This is a genomic window from Pseudomonas fitomaticsae, assembly GCF_021018765.1.
In the GTDB taxonomy this organism is placed as follows: domain Bacteria; phylum Pseudomonadota; class Gammaproteobacteria; order Pseudomonadales; family Pseudomonadaceae; genus Aquipseudomonas; species Aquipseudomonas fitomaticsae.
On the sequence record NZ_CP075567.1, the window covers coordinates 4,685,374 to 4,706,957 of the forward strand.

A 21,584-nucleotide genomic window follows, 5' to 3' on the forward strand; every position below is an offset into this window, starting at 1 on the left:
AGTCTAGCTCGTTAATCTGAAGCTTTTCGCCGCACAACCGCGAAACCCAATCAAAGTGTTACATTAGAACATTCAAATCAAAAAACAGTACTTCATCTGCAAAGAGCAATTCGTCCAGTGCTATCAAACAGCGAGTATCCAGCATTCTGAATGCCTTCAGGCACGGTGCTTGACCAACGCTTCCTGAAAGTGAATTGCAGTCTGCCGCATAGCTCGATCCGAACTTATCGGAGGCGTCCAACCCAATAGCTCATGATTCTTGGAAATGTCAACCTGAAGCGAACCACATATCCGGTTTGCAACCGCTTGCTTGCCTAACAATGTTGCCATAGCCACTATCAACCACTGTGGCAAGGCAATCAGCCGGGATCGCTTTTCCAAAGCGCTTGCCAGACAGTTCAACAACTGAGGGGTGGACAGATCCTGACCATCGCTGACCAGAAACGTCTGATTAGCCGCTGCAGGATGATTGATACAAGTGACGATGAAATCCACCAGGTTGCCAAGCGCAACCAGACTTCGCTGATTACGTATGCCGCCCAACGGCAGCGGTACTCCCTTCTCAAGCCAGCGCAACATACTCAAGAAGTTGGCTTTGACGCCCGGCCCGTAAACCAGTGGCGGACGAATGATCACGACCTCCATCGCAGTCTCGAGTGCCAGTTGTTTCAGCGCTTGCTCGGCCTCGTGCTTGGAGACGCCGTAGGGATCTTGCGGAGCGGGCACATCATCCGCGCTGAATGGCCCCCCCGGAAGTGTGCTTTCCCCGTTGACCTTGATCGAACTAATGAAAATAAAGCGCCGCACCCCGGCTTTCGCCGCACGCCTTGCCAGTTGCAAGGTTCCTTCCACGTTGACTTTACGGAACTCGGCAAGGGCATCCTTGGCCAGTTCATTCATCACGTGTACGCGAGCTGCCGCATGAACAATCGCGTCCACACCGCTGAGATCGGGCCAACCAGATGGCTTATCCAGATCAAAGGATACAACGGGGCACAATCCCTGCAGCGGTGCAGCACGACGCGCGGCGGCGATGGGAACGTATTGTTTATCGAGCAACAGACGCATGACCAACCGCTGCCCGACAAACCCCGTCGCGCCGGACACGAGAACCCTGGGCTTTGGCACGATGCTCAAGACTTGCTCCCCAACAATGCGCTGGCCCAACAGATAAAAAAGAAGAAGACCTTATCCCTTACCCGACGCCGGCACTGCCAGGCACTGAAGGAAAGCGTGATCAGTTGCATTCCGCGCAGACGACGACCACTGACAGTCGAGGACGACTGTTCAGACTTCACCAGCGCAGCAATCAGTTCAACCTGACTGAACCACCAACCATCGTGAATGGTTTTATAGCGCCTGATCAATGGGCGCAGACCGGTATTGGCGCCTACCTGATTGCGTTCGTGTTGACGATAGTCCATAGATGTCGCCGGATCGATATACCAGCGATAGCCGTTACTGCGTGCGTAAGCATAGCAATACCAGTCGTGCAGACTGACACCTTGCAGTTGCTGCCAGTTCGCAAGCATCGAGGCCTTCAATGAACCCGCCAGAGCGTTACTCATAACGTACGTACAACCGGGTCCGGCAGCTTCAAACAAATAATCCAGGCCGACCTGTGGCTGTGCCTTGTCCAGAAGGATCGTTTTACCGTCAGGCCAGAATGCCGTGACGTTACTGGAATACGCGTCAACTCGCTGCTCTGCAATACTTCGGGTGGCACGAAGCAACTTGTCCGAGTGCCAGATGTCATCCTGATCCGAAAAGGCAATAAAGTCGAAGCCGCCAAAATCGACATCGCGGACAAGTCTGAAGAAATTGCGTGATGCACCGCCAAAACGCCCGGAGTCCGGGAGGACTATTACACAGGGATGCTCGGCCGCGTACCTCAGGCACAGGGCTTCTGTACCATCGGAAGAAGGGTCAATGCTGATGTATACAGTGACATCGACTGCTGCTTGATTGAGAATTGAGGAAAGTTGCTCCTCAATCCATCGCACTCCATTGTAGGCAGCCAGTAAAACTGCAACCTTCGGATGTTCTACTGGCATGCCGTTCCTGCTTGCACGGATTGAACGCTTCGTTTGAAAAACGTATTTTTCAGATTCAGAAAGAAGTCGAATCCAACAGCTTCTTCAAATACTGCCCGTAGCCCGTTTTCTTGAGGGCTTCTGCCTGATCGCTCAACTGCTCCGGCGTGATCCAGCCATTGTTGAACGCAATCTCTTCAAGACAGGCCACCTTCAGACCCTGCCGGTGCTCGATGGTGTGCACAAAGTGGCTGGCTTCAAGCAGCGAGTCGTGGGTACCGGTATCCAGCCAGGCAAAGCCTCGACCTAGCATTTCGACATTGAGCGTTTTTTGCTCAAGATAGGCACGGTTGACATCTGTGATTTCCAGCTCGCCTCGCTCGGAGGGTTTGATGCCCTTGGCGATATCGACAACCTGGTTATCGTAGAAATAAAGACCGGTGACGGCGTAACTGGACTTAGGCTTGAGCGGTTTCTCTTCGATGCTCAATGCGCGACCTGACGCATCGAACTCAACGACGCCGAAACGCTCCGGATCAGAAACGTGATAACCAAATACAGTCGCGCCATTTTCCTGATTGCTGGCAGAACGCAAGTTATCGGAGAAGTGCTGACCGTAAAATATGTTGTCACCGAGAATCAGACAGCAAGGATCCTTGCCGATGAATTCTTCACCGATAATAAACGCCTGAGCCAAACCATCAGGACTTGGCTGCTCTGCGTAAGTCAGTTGAATACCGTAGCGACTGCCGTCACCCAGCAACTTGCGAAAGTTTGGCAAATCTTCAGGAGTGGAAATGATCAGGATCTCTCGCATACCTGCGAGCATGAGCACGGACAGCGGATAAAAAATCATCGGCTTGTCATAGATCGGCAACATTTGCTTGGAAACACCCAGAGTCAACGGGTGCAAGCGTGTTCCCGAACCGCCGGCCAGAATAATTCCCTTTCGATTTGTCTTGATCATTTATTAAAAACTTCCATCAGCATTCTGTTTACGCCGCTTTGCCATTCCGGCAAGTGAAGGGCAAAATTGTCTTGCAGTTTCTGGGTGTTCAGACGGGAGTTCAAGGGACGACGCGCCGGAGTCGGATAGGCTGCCGACTCGATCGGATTGACTTCAGTCACCTTCAATTGCTCGCCGTTCTTTCGCGCATACTCGATGACATGGGAAGCATAGCCGTGCCAGGAAACTTCACCACCGGCAACCAGATGGTAGATACCCGTCAGGCCTGCACTCTGCTTCACTTTCAAAATGGCGTGGGCCGTGACATCAGCAATCAATTCAGCCCCGGTTGGCGCACCCACCTGATCGAAAATCACGTTTAACGTTTCACGCTCTTTGGCCAGACGTAACATGGTTTTCGCGAAGTTGCTGCCCCAGGTGGAATAGACCCAGCTCGTACGAAAGATCAGGTGCGAACATCCGGAAGCGACGATCGCCTCTTCGCCGGCGCGCTTGCTGATTCCGTACTGATTGAGTGGCCCAACGGAGTCGCCTTCCAGCCAGGGTGATTCACCCTCACCACTGAACACATAATCCGTCGAGTAGTGAACCAGCAAGGCATTCAGCTCCAACGCCTCATTCGCCATGACGGCAACTGCCTGGGTATTGATAAGGGCAGCGAGTTCCTTTTCGGACTCCGCCTTATCGACGGCATTGTACGCAGCAGCGTTGACTATCACATCAGGCTTCAGATTGCGGATCGTTGCGCGCAAGGCGTCCAGGTCCGACAGATCACCACACAGGCCGTTGAACAGGTGGCGATCCAGTGCGATGAGTTCGCCTAGAGGAGCCAGGGAGCGTTGCAGCTCCCAGCCAACCTGACCATTTTTTCCAAAAAGAAGGATTTTCATGCTTTGCTTGAGCGATCGCTGTAGTTCTGATCAATCCACTGCTGATAGCTGCCGCTTTTTACATGCTCAACCCATTCCGAGTTGTTCAGATACCATTCAACGGTTTTACGGATACCGGTCTCGAAGGTTTCTTCTGGTGCCCAGCCGAGCTCACGCTGAATCTTGCTCGCATCGATCGCATAACGCTGGTCATGTCCTGGGCGATCCTGAACATAAGTGATCAAACTGGCGTGCGGACGATGCGCGGAATCCGGCCGAAGCTCATCCAGCAGCGCGCAAAGGGTCTGAACCACTTCGATGTTCTGCTTTTCGTTGTGACCACCAATGTTGTACGTCTCACCGATGACACCCTCGGTGACGACTTTGTACAACGCACGAGCATGATCTTCCACGTACAACCAGTCACGAACCTGATTGCCCTTCCCGTAAACCGGCAATGGCTTGCCTTCCAGTGCATTGAGAATGATCAGCGGGATCAGCTTCTCAGGGAAATGACACGGACCGTAGTTGTTCGAGCAGTTGGTGACCAATGTCGGCAAACCATAGGTACGAGCCCAGGCGCGAACAAGGTGATCGGAACTGGCCTTGCTGGCCGAATAGGGCGAGCTCGGCTGATAAGGTGTGGTTTCGGTGAAGAGGTCTTCAGGACCTTCGAGGTCGCCGTACACTTCATCAGTGGAGATGTGATGGAAACGGAACGCGGCCTTGCGGGTTTCGTCCAGCGCAGACCAATAGTGGCGTGCAGCTTCCAGCAATGTGTAGGTGCCAATAATATTGGTCTGTATGAATTCGGACGGGCCGGAAATCGAACGGTCAACGTGAGATTCTGCAGCCAGATGCATGATTGCATCCGGTTGATGTTCCCGAAGGACGCGATCGATCTGATCCCGATCACAGATATCGACACGCTCAAAGGCATAGCGTGAGTGTTGACTAACGTCGGCCAGCGACTCAAGGTTGCCGGCATAAGTCAGCTTGTCAACGTTCACGACGGCGTCGTTAGTGTTGGAAATGATATGACGGATGACTGCCGAGCCGATAAATCCGGCACCACCGGTAACTAGAATTTTCACGCGAAACCATACCCTTGAGTTGCTGACAGGGCCGCCAACCGAGCGCTGTCTAATCCATAAATGCAAAAGCCATCAATTCAGCCGGGCTTCTGACAGAGTCAGTCTGAACCGATGTGGGGAATATGCCACTATCGGCCAACCGCAGCATTTTACAGCTTAATGAACGTTTTACTAATGGATATGGACAAGCTGTGGCTAAAGTTTGGTCCGCCTTTCCTTTCATGTCGCGATCAGACAAGACGCTTGCGTGAAGCCTTGGACGCACGTCCCAGAAACCAACCAAAAACCGGTCCGATCAACATACCGACAAGCAACGCACCTACCGTAACCACCGATACGGGAAGTTGCGGCCCCGACCAGCCGAGAAACACCAGGGAAACCGATTGCTGATTCTCGAGAACAAACGCGAGTATTGCCAATACAACCAGCAAAATGAAAACGGAAAGCACCAGGCGCCTGAGATTACTCATGAACAGCTCCTTGAATAACGGCGACCATCAAGCACCCTCCTCCTCTTCCTCGTTCACGCGATCGCGCAGCTCTTTGCCTGGTTTGAAATGCGGAACGAATTTACCGTCAAGGCTGACGGACTGGCCGGTCTTTGGATTACGACCGACACGCGGCGCACGATAGTGCAAGGAAAAGCTGCCAAAACCACGGATCTCGATACGATCCCCCGTGGCCAGACACTGGGACATTTGCTCAAGCATGGTCTTGATGGCCAGCTCGACATCCTTGGATGAGAGCAGCCCCTGATGGGTGACAATTCGTTCGATCAACTCCGACTTCGTCATATTTTTCCCTTCTTTTTCAAGCAGCTAGATCAGCGCTTGAAAGGTTTTAGCATGCCCGGAAGATTTTGAACAGCCCAGGGCTTGACATATCTTTCCGCTCGCCGAAACGCCCATTTTCAGGGCATCGGATCGCATGCACGCCAACGCTCGCTCATCGACAAATTACCAGCATGGTTCGAGTGACATAGCCGGCGGGATTGAAGCCAAAGGGAAACTCATCCTCATCCCGCGCATCATCAGATCGCGTGATCACCTTATAACCCGCCCCCTTGCACTCCTTGGCGGCACGCTTCTGACACCTGTCCCAGCCCGAACCCAAACCGGAGCAGTCAACCTCGATACCACTGACTCCACGCACCGCGTGGGTCTTGGCGCTGGTAGTACAGCCTGCCAACACCAACATACCCAACAGAACCATAAACTTGTTCATTCACATCCTTATGCCAGGCACCTGCCCGACTACTGCGATCTTCAGACTAAGCCTAGACGCGAATAGACGATTGATCCGATTAAAGAAACAGACCGCCCGGCAAAGGGAATGGTTTCACCCAATCAACAGAGAGCGGCACCCACCAAATCGCAGGCACAAAAAAGGGCGACCGAAGTCGCCCTTTTTAATGATCAGACAGAACTCAGTTCTGTTTGGCCATTGCTTGACGCAGCAGTGCCGCCATGGTGGTGTCAGCTGCTTCGCCTTCCGGAGCTGCTTTCAGGCTCTGGATAGCTTCTTTCTCTTCAGCGTCGTCTTTCGACTTGATGGAGAGGCTGATCTGACGGCTCTTACGATCAACGCTGATGATCTTGGCTTCAACTTCCTGGCCTTCTTTCAGAGCGTTACGCGCGTCTTCAACGCGGTCACGGCTGATTTCGGAGGCTTTCAGAGTCGCTTCGATATCGTCGGCCAGAACGATGATGGCGCCTTTGGCGTCAACTTCTTTCACAGTGCCCTTAACGATTGCGCCTTTGTCGTTAACCGAGACGTACTCGGAGAACGGATCGCTTTCCAGTTGCTTGATACCCAGGGAGATACGCTCACGCTCCGGGTCAACCGACAGGATAACGGTGTCCAGCTCGTCGCCCTTCTTGAAACGACGCACGGCTTCTTCGCCCACTTCGTTCCAGGAGATGTCGGACAGGTGAACCAGACCGTCGATGCCGCCGTCCAGACCAATGAAGATACCGAAATCGGTGATCGACTTGATGGTGCCGGAGATCTTGTCGCCCTTGTTGAACTGGCCAGAGAAGTCTTCCCATGGGTTCGACTTGCACTGCTTGATGCCCAGGGAGATACGACGACGCTCTTCGTCGATGTCCAGAACCATGACTTCCACTTCGTCGCCGACTTGTACGACTTTCGAAGGGTGGATGTTCTTGTTGGTCCAGTCCATTTCCGAAACGTGTACCAGACCTTCAACGCCTTCTTCCAGCTCAGCGAAGCAGCCGTAGTCGGTCAGGTTGGTTACACGAGCGGTAACGCGAGTGCTTTCTGGGTAACGGGCTTTGATAGCAACCCATGGATCTTCACCCAGTTGCTTCAGGCCCAGGGAAACACGATTGCGCTCGCGATCGTACTTCAGAACCTTGACGTCGATCTCGTCGCCAACATTGACGATTTCGGAAGGGTGCTTGATACGCTTCCACGCCATGTCGGTGATGTGCAGCAGGCCGTCCACGCCACCCAGATCGACGAATGCGCCGTAATCGGTGAGGTTTTTGACGATACCTTTGACTTGCTGGCCTTCCTGCAGGGATTCCAGCAGAGCTTCACGCTCGGCGGAGTTCTCGGCTTCCAGGACGCTGCGACGGGAAACGACAACGTTGTTGCGCTTCTGGTCCAGTTTGATGACCTTGAATTCCAGCTCTTTGCCTTCCAGGTGCGTGGTGTCGCGCACTGGACGGACGTCAACCAGGGAACCTGGCAGGAACGCACGGATGCCGTTAACGTCGACAGTGAAGCCGCCTTTAACCTTACCGTTGATAACGCCCTTGACCACTTCCTCAGCTGCGAAGGCTGCTTCCAGAACGATCCAGCATTCAGCGCGCTTGGCTTTTTCACGGGACAGCTTGGTTTCACCGAAACCGTCTTCAACCGAGTCCAGCGCAACGTGAACTTCGTCACCGACGTTGATGTTCAGTTCGCCAGCGTCGTTGTAGAACTGCTCCAGAGGGATCAGTGCTTCGGACTTCAGGCCAGCGTGAACGGTTACCCAGCGAGCCTGGTAATCGATATCAACGATAACACCGGTGATGATGGAGCCTGCCTGAAGGTTCAGGGTCTTTAGGCTTTCTTCAAAGAGTTCCGCAAAGCTTTCGCTCATTTTAATTCCTGTTGATTAGGGCGAAAAATACGCCCGTCTCCACATCCCAGACGATGCGGGTCAGTTTCATTTAAAGGAAGCCACCGCAGGACTATGACTGGTCCCCTGCGGCCTTCCTGGTCACCCGGCGATATCGCGAATGGCGATCTCGCTCATGATGCGTTCAAGCACCTGATCGATGGACAACTCCGTGGAATCCAGCTGTATGGCGTCGGCCGCCGGCTTGAGCGGGGCCACCGCTCGCTGGGTATCACGCTCGTCGCGCGCACGGATCTCATCTAGCAGACTCGACAGACTAACACCCTCGACTTTGCCCTTCAACTGCAAATATCGACGACGCGCCCGCTCCTCGGCACTGGCAGTGAGGAAAATCTTCAATGGCGCGTTCGGAAAAACCACCGTGCCCATGTCGCGACCATCGGCCACCAGGCCCGGCGCTTCCTGGAAAGCACGCTGGCGCTGCAGCAGCGCCTCTCGCACAGCCGGCAATGCAGCCACCTGAGAAGCGCCGGAACCGACGCTTTCAGTGCGAATGACATCGCTCACTTCATCCCCTTCCAGAATGATGCGTTGCAGCTGACCGTCGGTCGCCGCGATGAACTGCACATCCAGATGAGCGGCCAGTTTCTTCAGCAGCTCTTCATTGGTCAGGTCGACACCATGGTTGTGCGCAGCAAATGCCAGCAGCCGATACAGCGCACCGGAATCAAGCAGGTTCCAGCCCAGACGCTTGGCCAGAATCCCGGCTACGGTGCCTTTGCCCGAGCCGCTTGGCCCATCGATGGTGATGACCGGTGCAATGTTGTTCACGACTGAGCCTCTTGCGCCACACGAATGCCGACCTGAGCGCACAGCGCCAGGAAGTTCGGGAACGATGTCGCGACGTTGGCGCAGTCATGAATGCGGATCGGTGCCGTGGCGCGCAGCGAGGCCACACTGAAAGCCATCGCGATACGGTGATCGCCATGACCATGCACTTCGCCGCCGCCGATCTGGCCGCCGTCGATGATGATGCCATCCGGGGTCGGTTCGCACTTGACGCCCAGCGCCAGCAGACCGTCCGCCATGACCTGGATACGATCCGATTCCTTGACCCGCAACTCTTCAGCGCCGGTCAGCACGGTGCGCCCTTCGGCGCAGGCCGCGGCCACGAACAGCACCGGGAATTCGTCGATGGCCAATGGAACCAGCGCTTCCGGAATCTCAATACCCTTGAGTTTAGCTGCCCGCACGCGAAGATCTGCTACCGGCTCGCCACCCACTTCACGCTGGTTTTCCAGGGTGATGTCGGCACCCATCAGGCGCAGGATGTCGATCACACCGGTACGTGTCGGGTTGATGCCGACGTGTTCGAGCACCAGTTCCGAACCTTCAGCGATCGACGCGGCCACCAGGAAGAACGCCGACGACGAGATATCGCCCGGCACTTCGATGTGGGTCGCAGCCAGCTTGCCGCCGGACTCGACGGACGCCGTCGCGCCGTCAACGCTCACCGGGTAGCCGAAGCCGCGCAGCATACGCTCGGTATGGTCTCGGGTCGGAGCCGGCTCGGTCACAGTGGTCTTGCCTTCGGCGTACAGACCGGCCAGCAGCAGGCAGGATTTAACCTGGGCACTGGCCATCGGCATGGTGTAGGTCAGGCCTTTGAGCTTGTGACCGCCACGAATGGTCATCGGTGGACGACCTTCGGCAGCGGTTTCGATCACGGCGCCCATTTCCCGCAAAGGATTGGCCACGCGATTCATCGGACGCTTGGACAGCGATGCATCACCGGTCAGGGTGCTGTCGAAGTCCTGCGCGGCCAGCAGGCCGGACAGCAGGCGCATCGAAGTGCCGGAGTTGCCCAGATAGATCGGGCCCGGCGCAGGTTTCAGGCCGTGCAGGCCGACACCGTGGATAGTCACGCGGCCGTGATGCGGGCCTTCGATGACCACGCCCATGTCGCGGAACGCCTGCAAGGTTGCCAGGGCATCTTCGCCCTCGAGGAAGCCTTCGACCTCGGTGACGCCTTCAGCCAGGGAACCGAGCATGATCGAACGGTGGGAAATCGATTTGTCACCCGGTACGCGAATCCGACCGGACAGGCGGCCACCAGGTTGAGCCAGGAAAATCAGATCGTTGGAATTCATAGCGTCCACATAGGCCCTGCGGGCCAGGATTTTACTGAAATGCTCGCGGGCAACCCGGGCGCGCGTGAAGACGCCCAACAATTGGTGCCCATCCCCTGCATCGACCGCGTCGCGCAAAGCGTCGAGGTCGCTGCGAAATGTATCGAGTGTGCGCAGGACAGCCTCGCGGTTGGCGAGAAAGATGTCATGCCACATGACCGGGTCGCTTCCGGCGATTCTTGTGAAATCACGGAAACCGCCCGCAGCGTAACGGAAGATCTCTAGGTTTTCATTGCGCTTGGCCAGCGAATCGACCAGACCGAAGGCCAGCAGGTGCGGCAGATGACTGGTCGCAGCCAGCACTTCATCGTGACGCTCGACCTGCATGTGCTCGACGTCGGCGCCCAGCTCGCGCCACAAGCGATCAACCACCGCCAGGGCAGCCGGATCGGTCTGCTCCAGCGGGGTCAGAATCACTTTATGACGGCGGAACAGCTCTGAATTGGAGGCTTCCACCCCGCTCTGCTCGGAGCCGGCAATCGGATGACCCGGCACGAAACGCGCCGGCATGCCGCCAAACGCTTCGGTCGCCGCGCGCACCACATTGCCCTTGGCGCTGCCGACATCCGTCAGGATCGCCTGCCCCAGATCCATGCCAGCCAGACGGGCCAGCACTTTTTCCATGGCCAGGATCGGCACCGCCAACTGGATCACGTCCGCGCCCTGGCAAGCCGCCACCAGGTCGTCTTCGCAGCGATCCACCACGCCCAACTCGACCGCCAGCTTGCGCGATTGCGGATCGAGATCGACCCCGACCACCTCGCGGCACACGCCGCTTTCACGCAAGCCTTTGGCAAACGAACCACCGATCAACCCCAGACCGACCACCACCAGGCGCCCGATCATAGGTGCAGCAGATTGCAGCGCAGTGACATCACCCACGAGCCAGAACCTTGCGCAGCGCTTCGAGGAAGCGGCTGTTTTCCGCCGGCAGACCGATGGTCACCCGCAGATGGTTCGGCATACCGTAGTTGGCCACCGGACGCACGATCACGCCTTCGCGCAGCAAGCCCTGGAACACCGGAGCCGCCACTTGACCGAGGTCGACGCAGATAAAGTTGCCCTTGGACGGAATCCAGCTCAGGCCCAGCTCGCGGAAACCCGCTTCCAGCTGTTGCATGCCGGATTCGTTGAGCTGACGGCTTTGCGTCAGATATTCCTCGTCCTTCAATGCTGCACAGGCTGCGGCCAAAGCCAGGCTATTGACGTTGAACGGCTGGCGTACACGGTTCAGCACGTCCGCCACCACCGGAGTGGACAAGCCGTAACCAACGCGCAGCGCCGCCAGACCGTAGGCCTTGGAGAAGGTGCGCGAGACCAGCAGGTTCGGATAAGCCGCGAGGAAGTCCAGACCGTCCGGCAGATCGCTGCCTTCGGCGTATTCAATGTAGGCCTCATCCAGCACCACCAGCACATGCTCCGGCACGTCCTGCAGGAACTCGTCCAGCGCTTCGGCGCCGAACCAGGTACCAGTCGGGTTGTTCGGGTTGGCGATGAACACAACGCGGGTGTTGGCGTCGATGGCCGCCAGCATGGCTGGCAGGTCATGCCCCCAATCCTTGGCCGGAACGACCTTGGCCTGAGCGCCGACCGCCTGGGTCGCGATCGGGTAGACCGCGAACGCGTGCTCGCTGAACACGGCATTCAGGCCCGGCGCCAGATAGGCGCGCGCCACCAGCTCGAGAATGTCGTTGGAGCCGTTACCCAGGGTCACCTGATTCAGCTCGACACGGCACTGTTCGGCCAGCAGGGATTTCAGGGCAAAACCGTTGCCGTCCGGATAACGGGTCAGCTCGTCCAGCGCTTCGCGGATCGCGGCCAGCGCTTTCGGGCTGGCGCCCAACGGGTTTTCGTTGCTCGCCAGCTTGACGATGCTTGCCGGATCCAGGTCCAGCTCGCGCGCCAGTTCGTCCACGGGCTTGCCCGGCACGTATGGCGAGAGTTGTTGCACGCCCGGCTGTGCCAGAGCGAGGAAGTTGCCACTCATTGCTACCACCCCTTAAAGAACTGCTTTCGGGTAGGAACCCAGCACCTTGAGTGCTACTGCTTCCTGACTGATCTTTTCCAGTACACCTTTGATCAGCGGATCACGGTGATGACCGACGAAGTCGATGAAGAACACGTAGGTCCATTTGCCGCTGCGCGACGGACGGGTTTCGATCCGGGTCAGGTCGATCCCGTTGTCATGGAACGGCACCAGCAGCTCGTGGAGCGCGCCGGGCTTGTTGCTCATGGACACGATGATCGAAGTCTTGTCGTCGCCGGTCGGCGGCACTTCCTGGTTACCGATCATCAGGAAGCGCGTGGAGTTGTCCGGGCGATCCTCGATCTTCTCGGCCAGACGGGTCAGGCCATACAGCCCGGCCGCCATGTCACCGGCGATCGCTGCCGAGTTCCACTCACCCTTGACCCGCTTGGCCGCTTCGGCGTTGCTGGACACCGCCACGCGCTCGACATTCGGGTAATGGGCGTCCAGCCACTTGCGGCACTGGGCCAGCGACTGGGCGTGGGAATAGATGCGGCTGATGCTGTCGGTCTTGGTGTTTTCACCGACCAGCAGGTGGTGGTGAATGCGCAACTCGACTTCGCCACAGATCACCATGTCGTGCTCGAGGAAGCTGTCGAGGGTGTGGTTGACCGCGCCTTCGGTGGAGTTCTCCACCGGCACCACGCCGAAATTCACCGCACCGGCCGCCACTTCACGAAACACTTCGTCGATCGCCGCCATCGGCTTGCTGATCACCGCGTGACCGAAGTGCTTCATGGCCGCCGCTTGAGTGAAGGTGCCTTCCGGACCCAGATAAGCCACTTTCAGCGGGTTCTCGAGTGCCAGGCACGAAGACATGATTTCGCGAAACAAGCGCGCCATCTCTTCGTTGCCCAACGGCCCCTTGTTGCGTTCCATCACGCGCTTGAGAACCTGTGCCTCACGCTCGGGACGGTAGAACACCGGCTGCTCGCCTTCGGCCAGACTGGCCATCTTGACCCGGGCAACTTCTTCGGCGCAGCGCGCGCGATCGCTGATCAGCTGGAGGATTTTCTCATCCAGGTTATCGATGCGAACGCGCAGCGCCTTGAGCTCCTGCTCGGACATCAGGAATGCTCCTTCTCGAATTCAGCCATGTAGCCGACCAGCGCTTCGACAGCGTCCAGACCCAGGGCGTTGTAGATCGAGGCACGCATGCCGCCAACCGAACGATGACCCTTGAGATTGAGCAGGCCACGGGCGTCGGCGCCGGCCAGGAACGCCTTGTCCAGACGCTCGTCAGCCAAGCGGAACGGCACGTTCATCCACGAGCGGGCGTTGACGCTGATCGGATTGGTGTAGAAATCGCTGTTGTCGATGAAGCCGTACAGACGATCTTTCTTCGCCTTGTTGCGCTGCTCCATCGCGGCGACGCCACCCTGCTCCTTCAGCCACTCGAAAACCAGACCCGAGAGGTACCAGGAATAGGTCGCCGGGGTGTTGTACATCGAGCCGTTATCGGCGGAGATCTTGTAGTCGAGCATGGTCGGGCACGAACTGCGGGCACGGCCCAGCAGGTCTTCACGGACGATCACTACCACCAGACCGCTCGGGCCGATGTTCTTCTGCGCGCCGGCGTAGATCAGGCCGTACTGCGACACATCGATCGGACGCGAGAGGATATCGGAGGACATGTCGACCACCAGCGGAACGTCACCGGCCTCGGGAACCCAGTCAAACTGCAGGCCGCCGATGGTTTCGTTGGACGCATAGTGCAGATAGGCCGCACCCGGGGTCAGTTTCCATTCGTTCTGACCAGGGATGGCCAGATAGTCATAAGGCTTGGCGCTGGCAGCAACGTTGATGTTGCCGAAGCGACGCGCTTCCTCGATGGCTTTCTTCGACCAGATGCCGGTTTCGACATAGTCGGCAGTGCCGTTCTCGGGCAGCAGGTTCAGCGGAATCTCGGCGAACTGTTGGCTCGCACCGCCCTGCAGGAACAGCACTTTGTAATTGGAGGGGATGGACAGCAGGTCGCGCAGGTCTTGTTCGGCCTTCTCGGCGATGGCCACGTAGTCATCGCTGCGATGGCTCATTTCCATGACCGACAGACCCTTGCCGTGCCAGTCGAGCATCTCGGACTGGGCACGCAACAGGACAGCTTCAGGCAGCGCAGCGGGACCTGCGCAGAAGTTATAGGCTCGTTTGCTCACATCCACTCTCGCTATGCAATCACGGTAGCGGACAGAGCAAACACTCTGCCCTGCTACGATTTGGTTAGTCTTGCGACTCTTCTTCGTCTGCGGCGTCCGCCTGCAGGTTGTCGACCGCATCGTCCGGCTCGGCGCCGATCACGCCCTCCTCCAGCTCGACACCTTCTTCACCTTCAAACTCTTCACCTTCGACTTCCGACGGCTCCTGAACCCGCTCCAGACCGACCAGGGTTTCATCCTTGGCCAGCTTGATCAGGGTCACGCCCTGGGTGTTACGACCCAGGCTGGAGACTTCGTCGACACGGGTACGCACCAGCGTGCCCTGGTCGGAAATCAGCATGATCTCCTCGCCGTCGAGCACCTGAACCGCACCGACCAGACGGCCGTTACGCTCGTTGCTGACCATGGCGATCACGCCTTGGCCGCCACGCTTGTACTCAGGGAACTCGGTGATCGCGGTGCGCTTGCCATAACCACGCTCGGAAGCGGTGAGGATCTGGCTGCCTTCTTCCGGGATCAGCATCGAAATCAGCTTCTGCCCTTCCGGCAGACGCATGCCGCGCACACCACGGGCGGTACGGCCCATGGCACGAACGTCGGATTCCTTGAAGCGGGTGACCTTGCCGCCGTCGGAGAACAGCATCACTTCACGCTCGCCATCGGTGATGGCTGCGGAGATCAGCACGTCGCCTTCATCCAGCTCCAGCGCGATCAGACCGACGCTGCGCTGACGACTGAAGGATTCCAGCGGAGTCTTCTTCACGGTGCCGTTGGCGGTCGCCATGAAGATGTAGTGACCTTCGGTGTATTCCTCGACCGGCAGCATGGTGGTGATGTATTCACCGTCATCCAGCGGCAGCAGGTTGACCAGCGGACGACCACGGGCGGCGCGGGACGCTTCCGGAATTTCGTAGGTCTTCAGCCAGTACACCTTGCCCTTGCTGGAGAACAGCAGCAGCGTGGTGTGGCTGTTGGCAACCAGCAGGTGAGCGATGTAGTCCTCATCCTTAACGCCGGTAGCCGATTTGCCTTTACCGCCCCGACGCTGGGCCTGGTACGCAGCCAGCGGCTGGGTCTTGGCATAGCCGCCGTGGGAGATGGTCACGACACGCTCTTCTTCCGGGATCATGTCGCCCAGAGTCAGGTCGAGACGGGCATCGAGAATTTCGGTGCGGCGCACGTCGCCGTATTCGGCGCGGATCACTTCCAGCTCTTCGCGGATCACTTCCATCAGGCGCACGGCGCTGTTGAGGATGCGGATCAGCTCGCCGATCTGGTTGAGGATCTCTTGATACTCGGCCAGCAGCTTTTCGTGCTCCAGACCGGTCAGGCGGTGCAGACGCAGTTCCAGAATGGCTTGCGCCTGCTCCGGCGACAGGAAGTACTTGCCGTCGCGCAGACCGTATTGCGGATCGAGGTTTTCCGGACGGCACGAATCGGCACCGGCACGTTCCACCATCGCCACCACGGCAGTGGATTCCCACGGCGTGCTGACCAGCGCTTCCTTGGCTTCCGACGGGGTCGGCGACGCCTTGATCAGGGCGATCACCGGGTCGATGTTCGACAGGGCAACGGCCTGACCTTCGAGGATATGACCACGCTCGCGCGCCTTGCGCAGTTCGAACACGGTACGGCGGGTAACCACTTCGCGACGGTGACGGACGAAGGCTTCCAGCAGATCCTTGAGGTTCAGGATCCGCGGACGGCCGTCGATCAGCGCAACGATGTTGATGCCGAATACCGATTGCAGCTGGGTCTGGGCGTAGAGGTTGTTGAGGATCACCTCAGGCACTTCGCCGCGACGCAGCTCGATCACGACGCGCATACCGTCCTTGTCGGACTCGTCGCGCAGCTCGGTGATGCCTTCGAGTTTCTTCTCTTTTACCAGCTCGGCGATCTTCTCGATCAGACGCGCCTTGTTCAGCTGGTAAGGGAGTTCGGTGATGACGATCTGCTGACGGCCACCGACCTTGTCGATGTCTTCGATGATCGAACGGGCGCGCATGTAAATGCGGCCACGGCCGGTGCGGTAGGCTTCGATGATGCCGGCGCGACCGTTGATGATCGCGGCGGTCGGGAAGTCCGGGCCGGGAATGTATTGCATCAGCTCATCGACGGTCAGCTCGGGGTTGTCGATGAGGGCCAGGCAACCGTCGATGACTTCACCGAGGTTGTGCGGCGGAATGTTGGTCGCCATGCCCACGGCGATACCGCTGGAACCGTTGACCAGCAGGTTCGGTACGCGGGTCGGCATGACCGCCGGGATCAGTTCGGTGCCGTCGTAGTTCGGCACCCAGTCCACGGTTTCCTTGTGCAGGTCGGCCAGCAGCTCGTGCGCCAGCTTGGTCATGCGCACTTCGGTGTATCGCATGGCCGCGGCGTTGTCGCCGTCCACCGAACCGAAGTTGCCCTGGCCGTCCACCAGCAGATAACGCAGCGAGAATGGCTGCGCCATACGGACGATGGTGTCGTACACCGCGGTATCACCGTGCGGGTGATACTTACCGATCACGTCACCGACGACACGGGCAGATTTCTTGTACGGCTTGTTGAAGTCGTTGCCCAGCTCGCTCATCGCGAACAGCACGCGACGGTGCACGGGCTTCAAGCCATCGCGCGCATCCGGCAGTGCACGGCCGACGATCACGCTCATCGCGTAGTCGAGATAGGACTGTTTCAGCTCGTCTTCGATATTGACCGGGAGGATTTCTTTGGCCAGTTCGCCCATGAGAAGCCTGATTCCTTTTTCTGGTGAAACTTCGCCATATCCATAGGGGACGCACGAAGCTCGTCGATGCAGGCCGAGTGCCATGCGCCGACTTACGACAAATCGACAGGTTGACCCTGGATTTGCGCAGTGAAGACAACCCCGTGGGACTGCCTCGGAAAACGCCGGATGTTATCACAAGAGCCGCCACGCACCTATCCCCCAGATGCGCATGGAGCATAGTTAGATGACCGATGACAGGCTTAACGGGGACGAGAGAGGCTCAGAGCTTCTTTGAATGCTGAAATCGGGTTTGGTTTGGGGATGTTTATTGACTTTTAAGGCCCCTGCGCGAGCAAGCTCGCTCCCACAAGGTTCTGTGGCGATCACAAAACCTGTGGGAGCGAGCCTGCTCCGGGCGGCGATCCGACGAAGAGGACAACGCAGACATCAAGCCAATCAATGCAGGCGCTTGCGGCACATCAACTGCGCCATTTTCGCGGTGTCCGGGCGCTCGACGATGCCTTTTTCGGTGACGATCACATCGATCAGATCCGCCGGGGTCACGTCAAACACCGGGTTGAACGCTTCGACGTCAGCCCCGACGCGCTTGCCGCCAACCTCCAGTAACTCGGCGCCGTCGCGCTCTTCGATCGGGATGTCATCACCGCTGGCCAGGTTCATGTCGATGGTCGAGCTCGGTGCCACCACCATGAAACGCACGCCGTGGTGCATCGCGTTGACCGCCAGTTGATAGGTACCGATCTTGTTCGCCACGTCGCCGTTGGCGGTAATCCGGTCGGCGCCGACGATCACCCAGGTCACGCCTTTGGTTTTCATGATGTGCGCAGCGGCGGAGTCAGCGTTCAGGGTCACCGGAATGCCTTCGTTGGCCAGTTCCCACGCGGTCAGGCGCGAGCCTTGCAGCCACGGCCGGGTTTCGTCGGCGTAGACACGCTCGACCATGCCCTCGATGAACGCCGCGCGAATCACCCCGAGCGCCGTGCCGAAACCGCCGGTGGCCAGGGCGCCGGTGTTGCAGTGGGTCAGAATCGCCTGTGCATTGCCCTGATGCTTGCGGATCAGGTCGACACCGAGCTGGGCCATGGTCAGATTGGCTTCGCGATCGCTTTCATGAATGGCGATGGCTTCAGCTTCCAGCGCTGCCAGCGGATCGGCGTTTTCCTTCAAACGATCCAGCCGGTCATGCATGCGGTTCAACGCCCAGAACAGGTTCACCGCCGTTGGACGGGAATCGGCCAGCAGCATGAAATCCTCCTCCAGCGACGCATACCAGTCGCCGCCTTCGGCAATCCGGGCACGGGCCGCCAGCACGATGCCGTAGGCGGCGCTGATGCCGATGGCCGGCGCACCGCGCACCACCATCGAACGAATTGCCTCGGCCACGCCGGCGGCGCTGGTGTAGGCGATCCAGTTTTCCTCGAACGGCAAAACGCGCTGATCCAGCAGGTGGAGCGCGCCATCACGCCAATCGATGGCCTTTACTTTCTCCGCAGCCAACAGTCGATCGCGCATCCCTCACCCCGCACTCATGAACAAAAGCCGCCGATTATAGCGATCCCCCCGCGAAGACGCTCGGGTATACTTCGCCATCCTTTACAAAAGCACTGGAACCGACCCTCGATGCCGAAACCTGCCATTGCGCTCGACTTATTATTGCTGCCGACCTGGCTGGTACCCGTCGAACCCGCAGGCGTTGTGCTCAAGGAGCATGGCCTGGGCATCCGCGACGGCCGCATCGTGTTCATCGGCCCGCGTGCCGAAGCGCTGAAGTGTAACGCCGCCGAAGTCCGCGAACTGCCGGACGTTCTGCTCAGTCCCGGTCTGATCAACGCCCACGGCCACGCCGCGATGACGCTGTTCCGTGGCCTGGCCGACGATCTGCCGCTGATGACCTGGCTGGAAAACCACATCTGGCCGGCCGAGGGCAAATGGGTCGATGAAGATTTTGTGCGTGACGGCACCGATCTGGCCATCGCCGAGCAGATAAAAGGTGGCATCACCTGTTTTTCGGACATGTACTTCTTCCCGAAGGTTGCCAGCGAGCGCGTGCACAACAGCGGAATCCGCGCACAGATCGCGATTCCGATCCTTGATTTTCCGATTCCGGGCGCCGCCAGCGCCGATGAGGCCATCCGTCAGGGCGTCGAACTGTTCGGCGACCTGAAGCATCACGAGCGCATCAAGATCACCTTCGGCCCTCATGCACCCTACACCGTGGGCGACGAGAACCTGGAAAAAATCCGCGTGATCGCCGAAGAGCTGGACGCGTCGATCCACATGCACGTCCACGAAACCGCTTTCGAAGTACAGCAGGCGGTCGAACAGCGCGGCGAACGCCCGCTGGCCCGCCTCGGCCGACTGGGCCTGCTCGGCCCGCGCTTCCAGGCGGTGCACATGACCCAGATCAGCGATGACGACCTGGCGTTGCTGGTAGAAAGCAACACCAGCGTGATCCACTGCCCGGAGTCGAACCTGAAACTGGCCAGCGGCTTCTGCCCGGTGGAGCGCCTGTGGCAGGCCGGGGTCAATGTCGCGGTCGGCACCGATGGCGCCGCGAGCAACAATGACCTGGACCTGCTGGGTGAAACCCGCACCGCCGCCCTGCTGGCCAAAGCCGTCGCCGGCTCGGCCACCGCGCTGGACGCCCACCGGGCGCTGCGCATGGCCACGCTGAACGGCGCGCGAGCCTTGGGGATCGAAGCCGAGACCGGCTCGCTGGAACTCGGCAAGGCCGCAGACATCGTCGCCTTCGACCTGTCCGGCCTGGCACAGCAACCGGTCTATGACCCGGTCTCGCAGCTTATATACGCAACCGGCCGCGACTGCGTGAAACACCTGTGGGTCGCCGGCAAACAGCTGCTCGACGACCGCCGCCTGACCCGACTGGACGAACAACAGCTCGGCGAAACCGCCCGGACCTGGGGCCGACGCATCAGCGGCCACACCGAATCGTAAACACCCCGGGGCAAACTTCGGGGCTACAGCCTTTTTCAAGTTTTAGAGGATTGAATCATGAGCAACGTCGACCACGCCGAAATCGCCAAATTCGAAGCCCTGGCCCATCGCTGGTGGGACCGCGAAAGCGAGTTCAAACCGCTGCACGACATCAACCCGCTGCGGGTCAACTGGATTGACGAGCGCGTTAACCTGGCCGGCAAAAAGGTTCTCGACGTCGGTTGCGGCGGCGGCATCCTCAGCGAAGCCATGGCCCAGCGCGGCGCGTCCGTGACTGGCATCGACATGGGCGAAGCACCGTTGGCGGTCGCGCAACTGCATCAGCTGGAATCCGGCGTGAACGTCGAGTACCGCCAGATCACCGCCGAAGCCCTGGCCGAAGAAATGCCCGAGCAGTTCGACGTGGTTACCTGCCTGGAAATGCTCGAGCACGTGCCGGACCCGTCCTCGGTGATCCGCGCCTGCTTCCGCATGGTCAAGCCCGGCGGCCAGGTGTTCTTCTCCACCATCAACCGCAACCCGAAGGCGTACCTGTTCGCCATCGTCGGCGCGGAATACATCATGAAGCTGCTGCCGCGCGGCACCCACGACTTCAAGAAATTCATTCGTCCGTCCGAGCTCGGCGCGTGGAGCCGCATGGCCGGCCTCACCGTCAAGGACATCATCGGTCTGACCTACAACCCGCTGACCAAGCACTACAAGCTGGCGGCGGACGTTGACGTCAACTACATGATCCAGACCCTGCGCGAGGAGTAAGCCGATGGCCATCAGAGCAGTCCTTTTCGACATGGACGGCACTCTGCTCGACACCGCGCCAGACTTCATCGCCATCTGCCAGGCGATGCGCGCTGATCGCGGTTTGCCGCCGATGAACGACAAACATATCCGCGATGAAATCTCCGGCGGCGCCAAGGCCATGGTCGCGGTGACGTTCTCGATGGATCCGGAGTCGCCGGGCTTCGAGGAATTGCGTCTGGAGTTCCTCGAGCGCTACCTCGTCGGTTGCGCCGTGCACAGCAAGCTGTTCGACGGCATGGGCGAATTGCTGGCCGACATCGAGAAAGCCAATCTGGCCTGGGGCGTGGTCACCAACAAGCCGCTGCGCTTCGCCGAGCCGATCATGCAGCAACTGGGGCTGGCCGAGCGCTCGGCCCTGCTGATCTGCCCGGATCACGTGAAGAACAGCAAGCCGGATCCCGAGATGCTGACCCTCGCCTGCAAGATGCTTGATCTGGATCCGTCGACCGTTCTGTTTATCGGCGATGATCTGCGCGATATCGAATCCGGCCGTGACGCCGGCACCAGGACCGCTGCCGTGACCTATGGCTACATTCACCCGGACGACAACCCTCGGCACTGGGGCGCGGACGTGGTGGTGGATCATCCGCTGGAATTGCGCAAGGTGCTCGACAACGCTCTGTGCAGTTGCTGAGTGGTGCTGCAAAGCGACCATTGCTGCATTCCCGCGCAGGACGC

Annotated in this window: 19 protein-coding genes; 3 read left to right on the forward strand and 16 right to left on the reverse strand. The window is 58.8% G+C overall.

Annotated elements, in window-relative coordinates; translation table 11 throughout:
• Window positions 1–156: 156 nt before the first annotated feature.
• The 16 genes from KJY40_RS21025 to mtnA form a co-directional block, all read right to left on the reverse strand.
• Window positions 157–1,128: a UDP-glucose 4-epimerase family protein gene (locus KJY40_RS21025; protein ID WP_230737735.1), complete on the reverse strand. Its 972-nt coding sequence runs from the start codon at window positions 1,126–1,128 to the stop codon at window positions 157–159.
• A 5-nt stretch (window positions 1,129–1,133) separates the two neighbouring features.
• Window positions 1,134–2,054, reverse strand: a complete 921-nt coding sequence (locus KJY40_RS21030; RefSeq protein WP_230732512.1) for a glycosyltransferase — start codon at window positions 2,052–2,054, stop codon at window positions 1,134–1,136.
• A gap of 55 nt (window positions 2,055–2,109) precedes the next feature.
• Window positions 2,110–3,000: a glucose-1-phosphate thymidylyltransferase RfbA gene (rfbA, locus tag KJY40_RS21035; protein ID WP_230732514.1), complete on the reverse strand. Its 891-nt coding sequence runs from the start codon at window positions 2,998–3,000 to the stop codon at window positions 2,110–2,112.
• Window positions 2,997–3,890 (reverse strand): dTDP-4-dehydrorhamnose reductase, encoded by an 894-nt coding sequence (rfbD, locus tag KJY40_RS21040; protein ID WP_230732517.1) that lies wholly within the window; start codon window positions 3,888–3,890, stop codon window positions 2,997–2,999. The genes rfbA and rfbD overlap by 4 nt, the downstream gene beginning before the upstream one ends.
• Window positions 3,887–4,963 carry a dTDP-glucose 4,6-dehydratase gene (rfbB, locus tag KJY40_RS21045; protein ID WP_230732518.1) on the reverse strand — a complete coding sequence of 359 codons (1,077 nt, stop codon included), beginning with the start codon at window positions 4,961–4,963 and terminating at the stop codon, window positions 3,887–3,889. The genes rfbD and rfbB overlap by 4 nt, the downstream gene beginning before the upstream one ends.
• 230 nt (window positions 4,964–5,193) lie before the next feature.
• Entirely contained in the window at window positions 5,194–5,433 is a 240-nt protein-coding gene (locus KJY40_RS21050) for a lipopolysaccharide assembly protein LapA domain-containing protein (RefSeq protein WP_230732521.1), read from the reverse strand.
• Between the two features lie 27 nt (window positions 5,434–5,460).
• Complete coding sequence (gene ihfB / locus KJY40_RS21055) at window positions 5,461–5,757, reverse strand: integration host factor subunit beta (protein ID WP_007950920.1); 297 nt, start codon at window positions 5,755–5,757, stop codon at window positions 5,461–5,463.
• 151 nt (window positions 5,758–5,908) lie between these two features.
• On the reverse strand, window positions 5,909–6,187 hold the full coding sequence (locus tag KJY40_RS21060; protein ID WP_230732523.1) for a hypothetical protein: 279 nt from the start codon (window positions 6,185–6,187) through the stop codon (window positions 5,909–5,911).
• Between the two features lie 202 nt (window positions 6,188–6,389).
• The gene (gene rpsA / locus KJY40_RS21065) at window positions 6,390–8,075 is read right to left on the reverse strand and encodes a 30S ribosomal protein S1 (protein WP_230732525.1); all 1,686 of its coding nucleotides are present in this window, start codon (window positions 8,073–8,075) and stop codon (window positions 6,390–6,392) included.
• Window positions 8,076–8,195: 120 nt separating this feature from the next.
• Window positions 8,196–8,885 carry a (d)CMP kinase gene (cmk, locus tag KJY40_RS21070; protein ID WP_011335369.1) on the reverse strand — a complete coding sequence of 230 codons (690 nt, stop codon included), beginning with the start codon at window positions 8,883–8,885 and terminating at the stop codon, window positions 8,196–8,198.
• Window positions 8,882–11,089, reverse strand: a complete 2,208-nt coding sequence (locus KJY40_RS21075; protein ID WP_230737736.1) for a bifunctional prephenate dehydrogenase/3-phosphoshikimate 1-carboxyvinyltransferase — start codon at window positions 11,087–11,089, stop codon at window positions 8,882–8,884. The genes cmk and KJY40_RS21075 overlap by 4 nt, the downstream gene beginning before the upstream one ends.
• Before the next feature lie 28 nt (window positions 11,090–11,117).
• Complete coding sequence (gene hisC, locus KJY40_RS21080) at window positions 11,118–12,230, reverse strand: histidinol-phosphate transaminase (RefSeq protein ID WP_230732529.1); 1,113 nt, start codon at window positions 12,228–12,230, stop codon at window positions 11,118–11,120.
• Window positions 12,231–12,242: 12 nt separating this feature from the next.
• Window positions 12,243–13,337, reverse strand: coding sequence for a prephenate dehydratase (pheA, locus tag KJY40_RS21085; RefSeq protein WP_007950913.1), 1,095 nt, complete (start codon window positions 13,335–13,337; stop codon window positions 12,243–12,245).
• Window positions 13,337–14,422 (reverse strand): 3-phosphoserine/phosphohydroxythreonine transaminase, encoded by a 1,086-nt coding sequence (gene serC / locus KJY40_RS21090; RefSeq protein ID WP_007950912.1) that lies wholly within the window; start codon window positions 14,420–14,422, stop codon window positions 13,337–13,339. Before serC ends, pheA begins: the two co-directional genes overlap by 1 nt.
• A 64-nt stretch (window positions 14,423–14,486) precedes the next feature.
• Complete coding sequence (gene gyrA, locus KJY40_RS21095) at window positions 14,487–17,150, reverse strand: DNA gyrase subunit A (RefSeq protein ID WP_230732530.1); 2,664 nt, start codon at window positions 17,148–17,150, stop codon at window positions 14,487–14,489.
• Between the two features lie 438 nt (window positions 17,151–17,588).
• Window positions 17,589–18,665, reverse strand: a complete 1,077-nt coding sequence (gene mtnA / locus KJY40_RS21100) for an S-methyl-5-thioribose-1-phosphate isomerase (RefSeq protein WP_230732533.1) — start codon at window positions 18,663–18,665, stop codon at window positions 17,589–17,591.
• Window positions 18,666–18,773: 108 nt separating this feature from the next.
• Here mtnA and KJY40_RS21105 point away from each other — a divergent pair, with 108 nt between their 5' ends.
• The 3 genes from KJY40_RS21105 to mupP are packed head-to-tail and all read left to right on the forward strand — an operon-like array spanning window position 18,774 to window position 21,540.
• Window positions 18,774–20,108, forward strand: coding sequence for a TRZ/ATZ family hydrolase (locus KJY40_RS21105; RefSeq protein ID WP_230732537.1), 1,335 nt, complete (start codon window positions 18,774–18,776; stop codon window positions 20,106–20,108).
• A 57-nt stretch (window positions 20,109–20,165) separates the two neighbouring features.
• Window positions 20,166–20,864, forward strand: coding sequence for a bifunctional 2-polyprenyl-6-hydroxyphenol methylase/3-demethylubiquinol 3-O-methyltransferase UbiG (gene ubiG / locus KJY40_RS21110; RefSeq protein ID WP_230732540.1), 699 nt, complete (start codon window positions 20,166–20,168; stop codon window positions 20,862–20,864).
• 4 nt (window positions 20,865–20,868) lie between these two features.
• Window positions 20,869–21,540 carry an N-acetylmuramic acid 6-phosphate phosphatase MupP gene (gene mupP / locus KJY40_RS21115; RefSeq protein WP_230732543.1) on the forward strand — a complete coding sequence of 224 codons (672 nt, stop codon included), beginning with the start codon at window positions 20,869–20,871 and terminating at the stop codon, window positions 21,538–21,540.
• Window positions 21,541–21,584 lie beyond the last annotated feature (44 nt).

Excerpts from the sequence above, each read along its gene's own strand:
- KJY40_RS21030 (WP_230732512.1), bottom strand. The coding sequence starts at position 2,054 with ATGCCAGTAGAACATCCGAAGGTTGCAGTTTTACTGGCTGCCTACAAT.
- rfbA (WP_230732514.1), bottom strand. The coding sequence starts at position 3,000 with ATGATCAAGACAAATCGAAAGGGAATTATTCTGGCCGGCGGTTCGGGA.
- rfbD (WP_230732517.1), bottom strand. The coding sequence starts at position 3,890 with ATGAAAATCCTTCTTTTTGGAAAAAATGGTCAGGTTGGCTGGGAGCTG.
- KJY40_RS21050 (WP_230732521.1), bottom strand. The coding sequence starts at position 5,433 with ATGAGTAATCTCAGGCGCCTGGTGCTTTCCGTTTTCATTTTGCTGGTT.
- ihfB (WP_007950920.1), bottom strand. The coding sequence starts at position 5,757 with ATGACGAAGTCGGAGTTGATCGAACGAATTGTCACCCATCAGGGGCTG.
- KJY40_RS21060 (WP_230732523.1), bottom strand. The coding sequence starts at position 6,187 with ATGAACAAGTTTATGGTTCTGTTGGGTATGTTGGTGTTGGCAGGCTGT.
- rpsA (WP_230732525.1), bottom strand. The coding sequence starts at position 8,075 with ATGAGCGAAAGCTTTGCGGAACTCTTTGAAGAAAGCCTAAAGACCCTG.
- KJY40_RS21075 (WP_230737736.1), bottom strand. The coding sequence starts at position 11,089 with ATGATCGGGCGCCTGGTGGTGGTCGGTCTGGGGTTGATCGGTGGTTCG.
- hisC (WP_230732529.1), bottom strand. The coding sequence starts at position 12,230 with ATGAGTGGCAACTTCCTCGCTCTGGCACAGCCGGGCGTGCAACAACTC.
- pheA (WP_007950913.1), bottom strand. The coding sequence starts at position 13,337 with ATGTCCGAGCAGGAGCTCAAGGCGCTGCGCGTTCGCATCGATAACCTG.
- gyrA (WP_230732530.1), bottom strand. The coding sequence starts at position 17,150 with ATGGGCGAACTGGCCAAAGAAATCCTCCCGGTCAATATCGAAGACGAG.
- mtnA (WP_230732533.1), bottom strand. The coding sequence starts at position 18,665 with ATGCGCGATCGACTGTTGGCTGCGGAGAAAGTAAAGGCCATCGATTGG.
- KJY40_RS21105 (WP_230732537.1), top strand. The coding sequence starts at position 18,774 with ATGCCGAAACCTGCCATTGCGCTCGACTTATTATTGCTGCCGACCTGG.
- ubiG (WP_230732540.1), top strand. The coding sequence starts at position 20,166 with ATGAGCAACGTCGACCACGCCGAAATCGCCAAATTCGAAGCCCTGGCC.
- mupP (WP_230732543.1), top strand. The coding sequence starts at position 20,869 with ATGGCCATCAGAGCAGTCCTTTTCGACATGGACGGCACTCTGCTCGAC.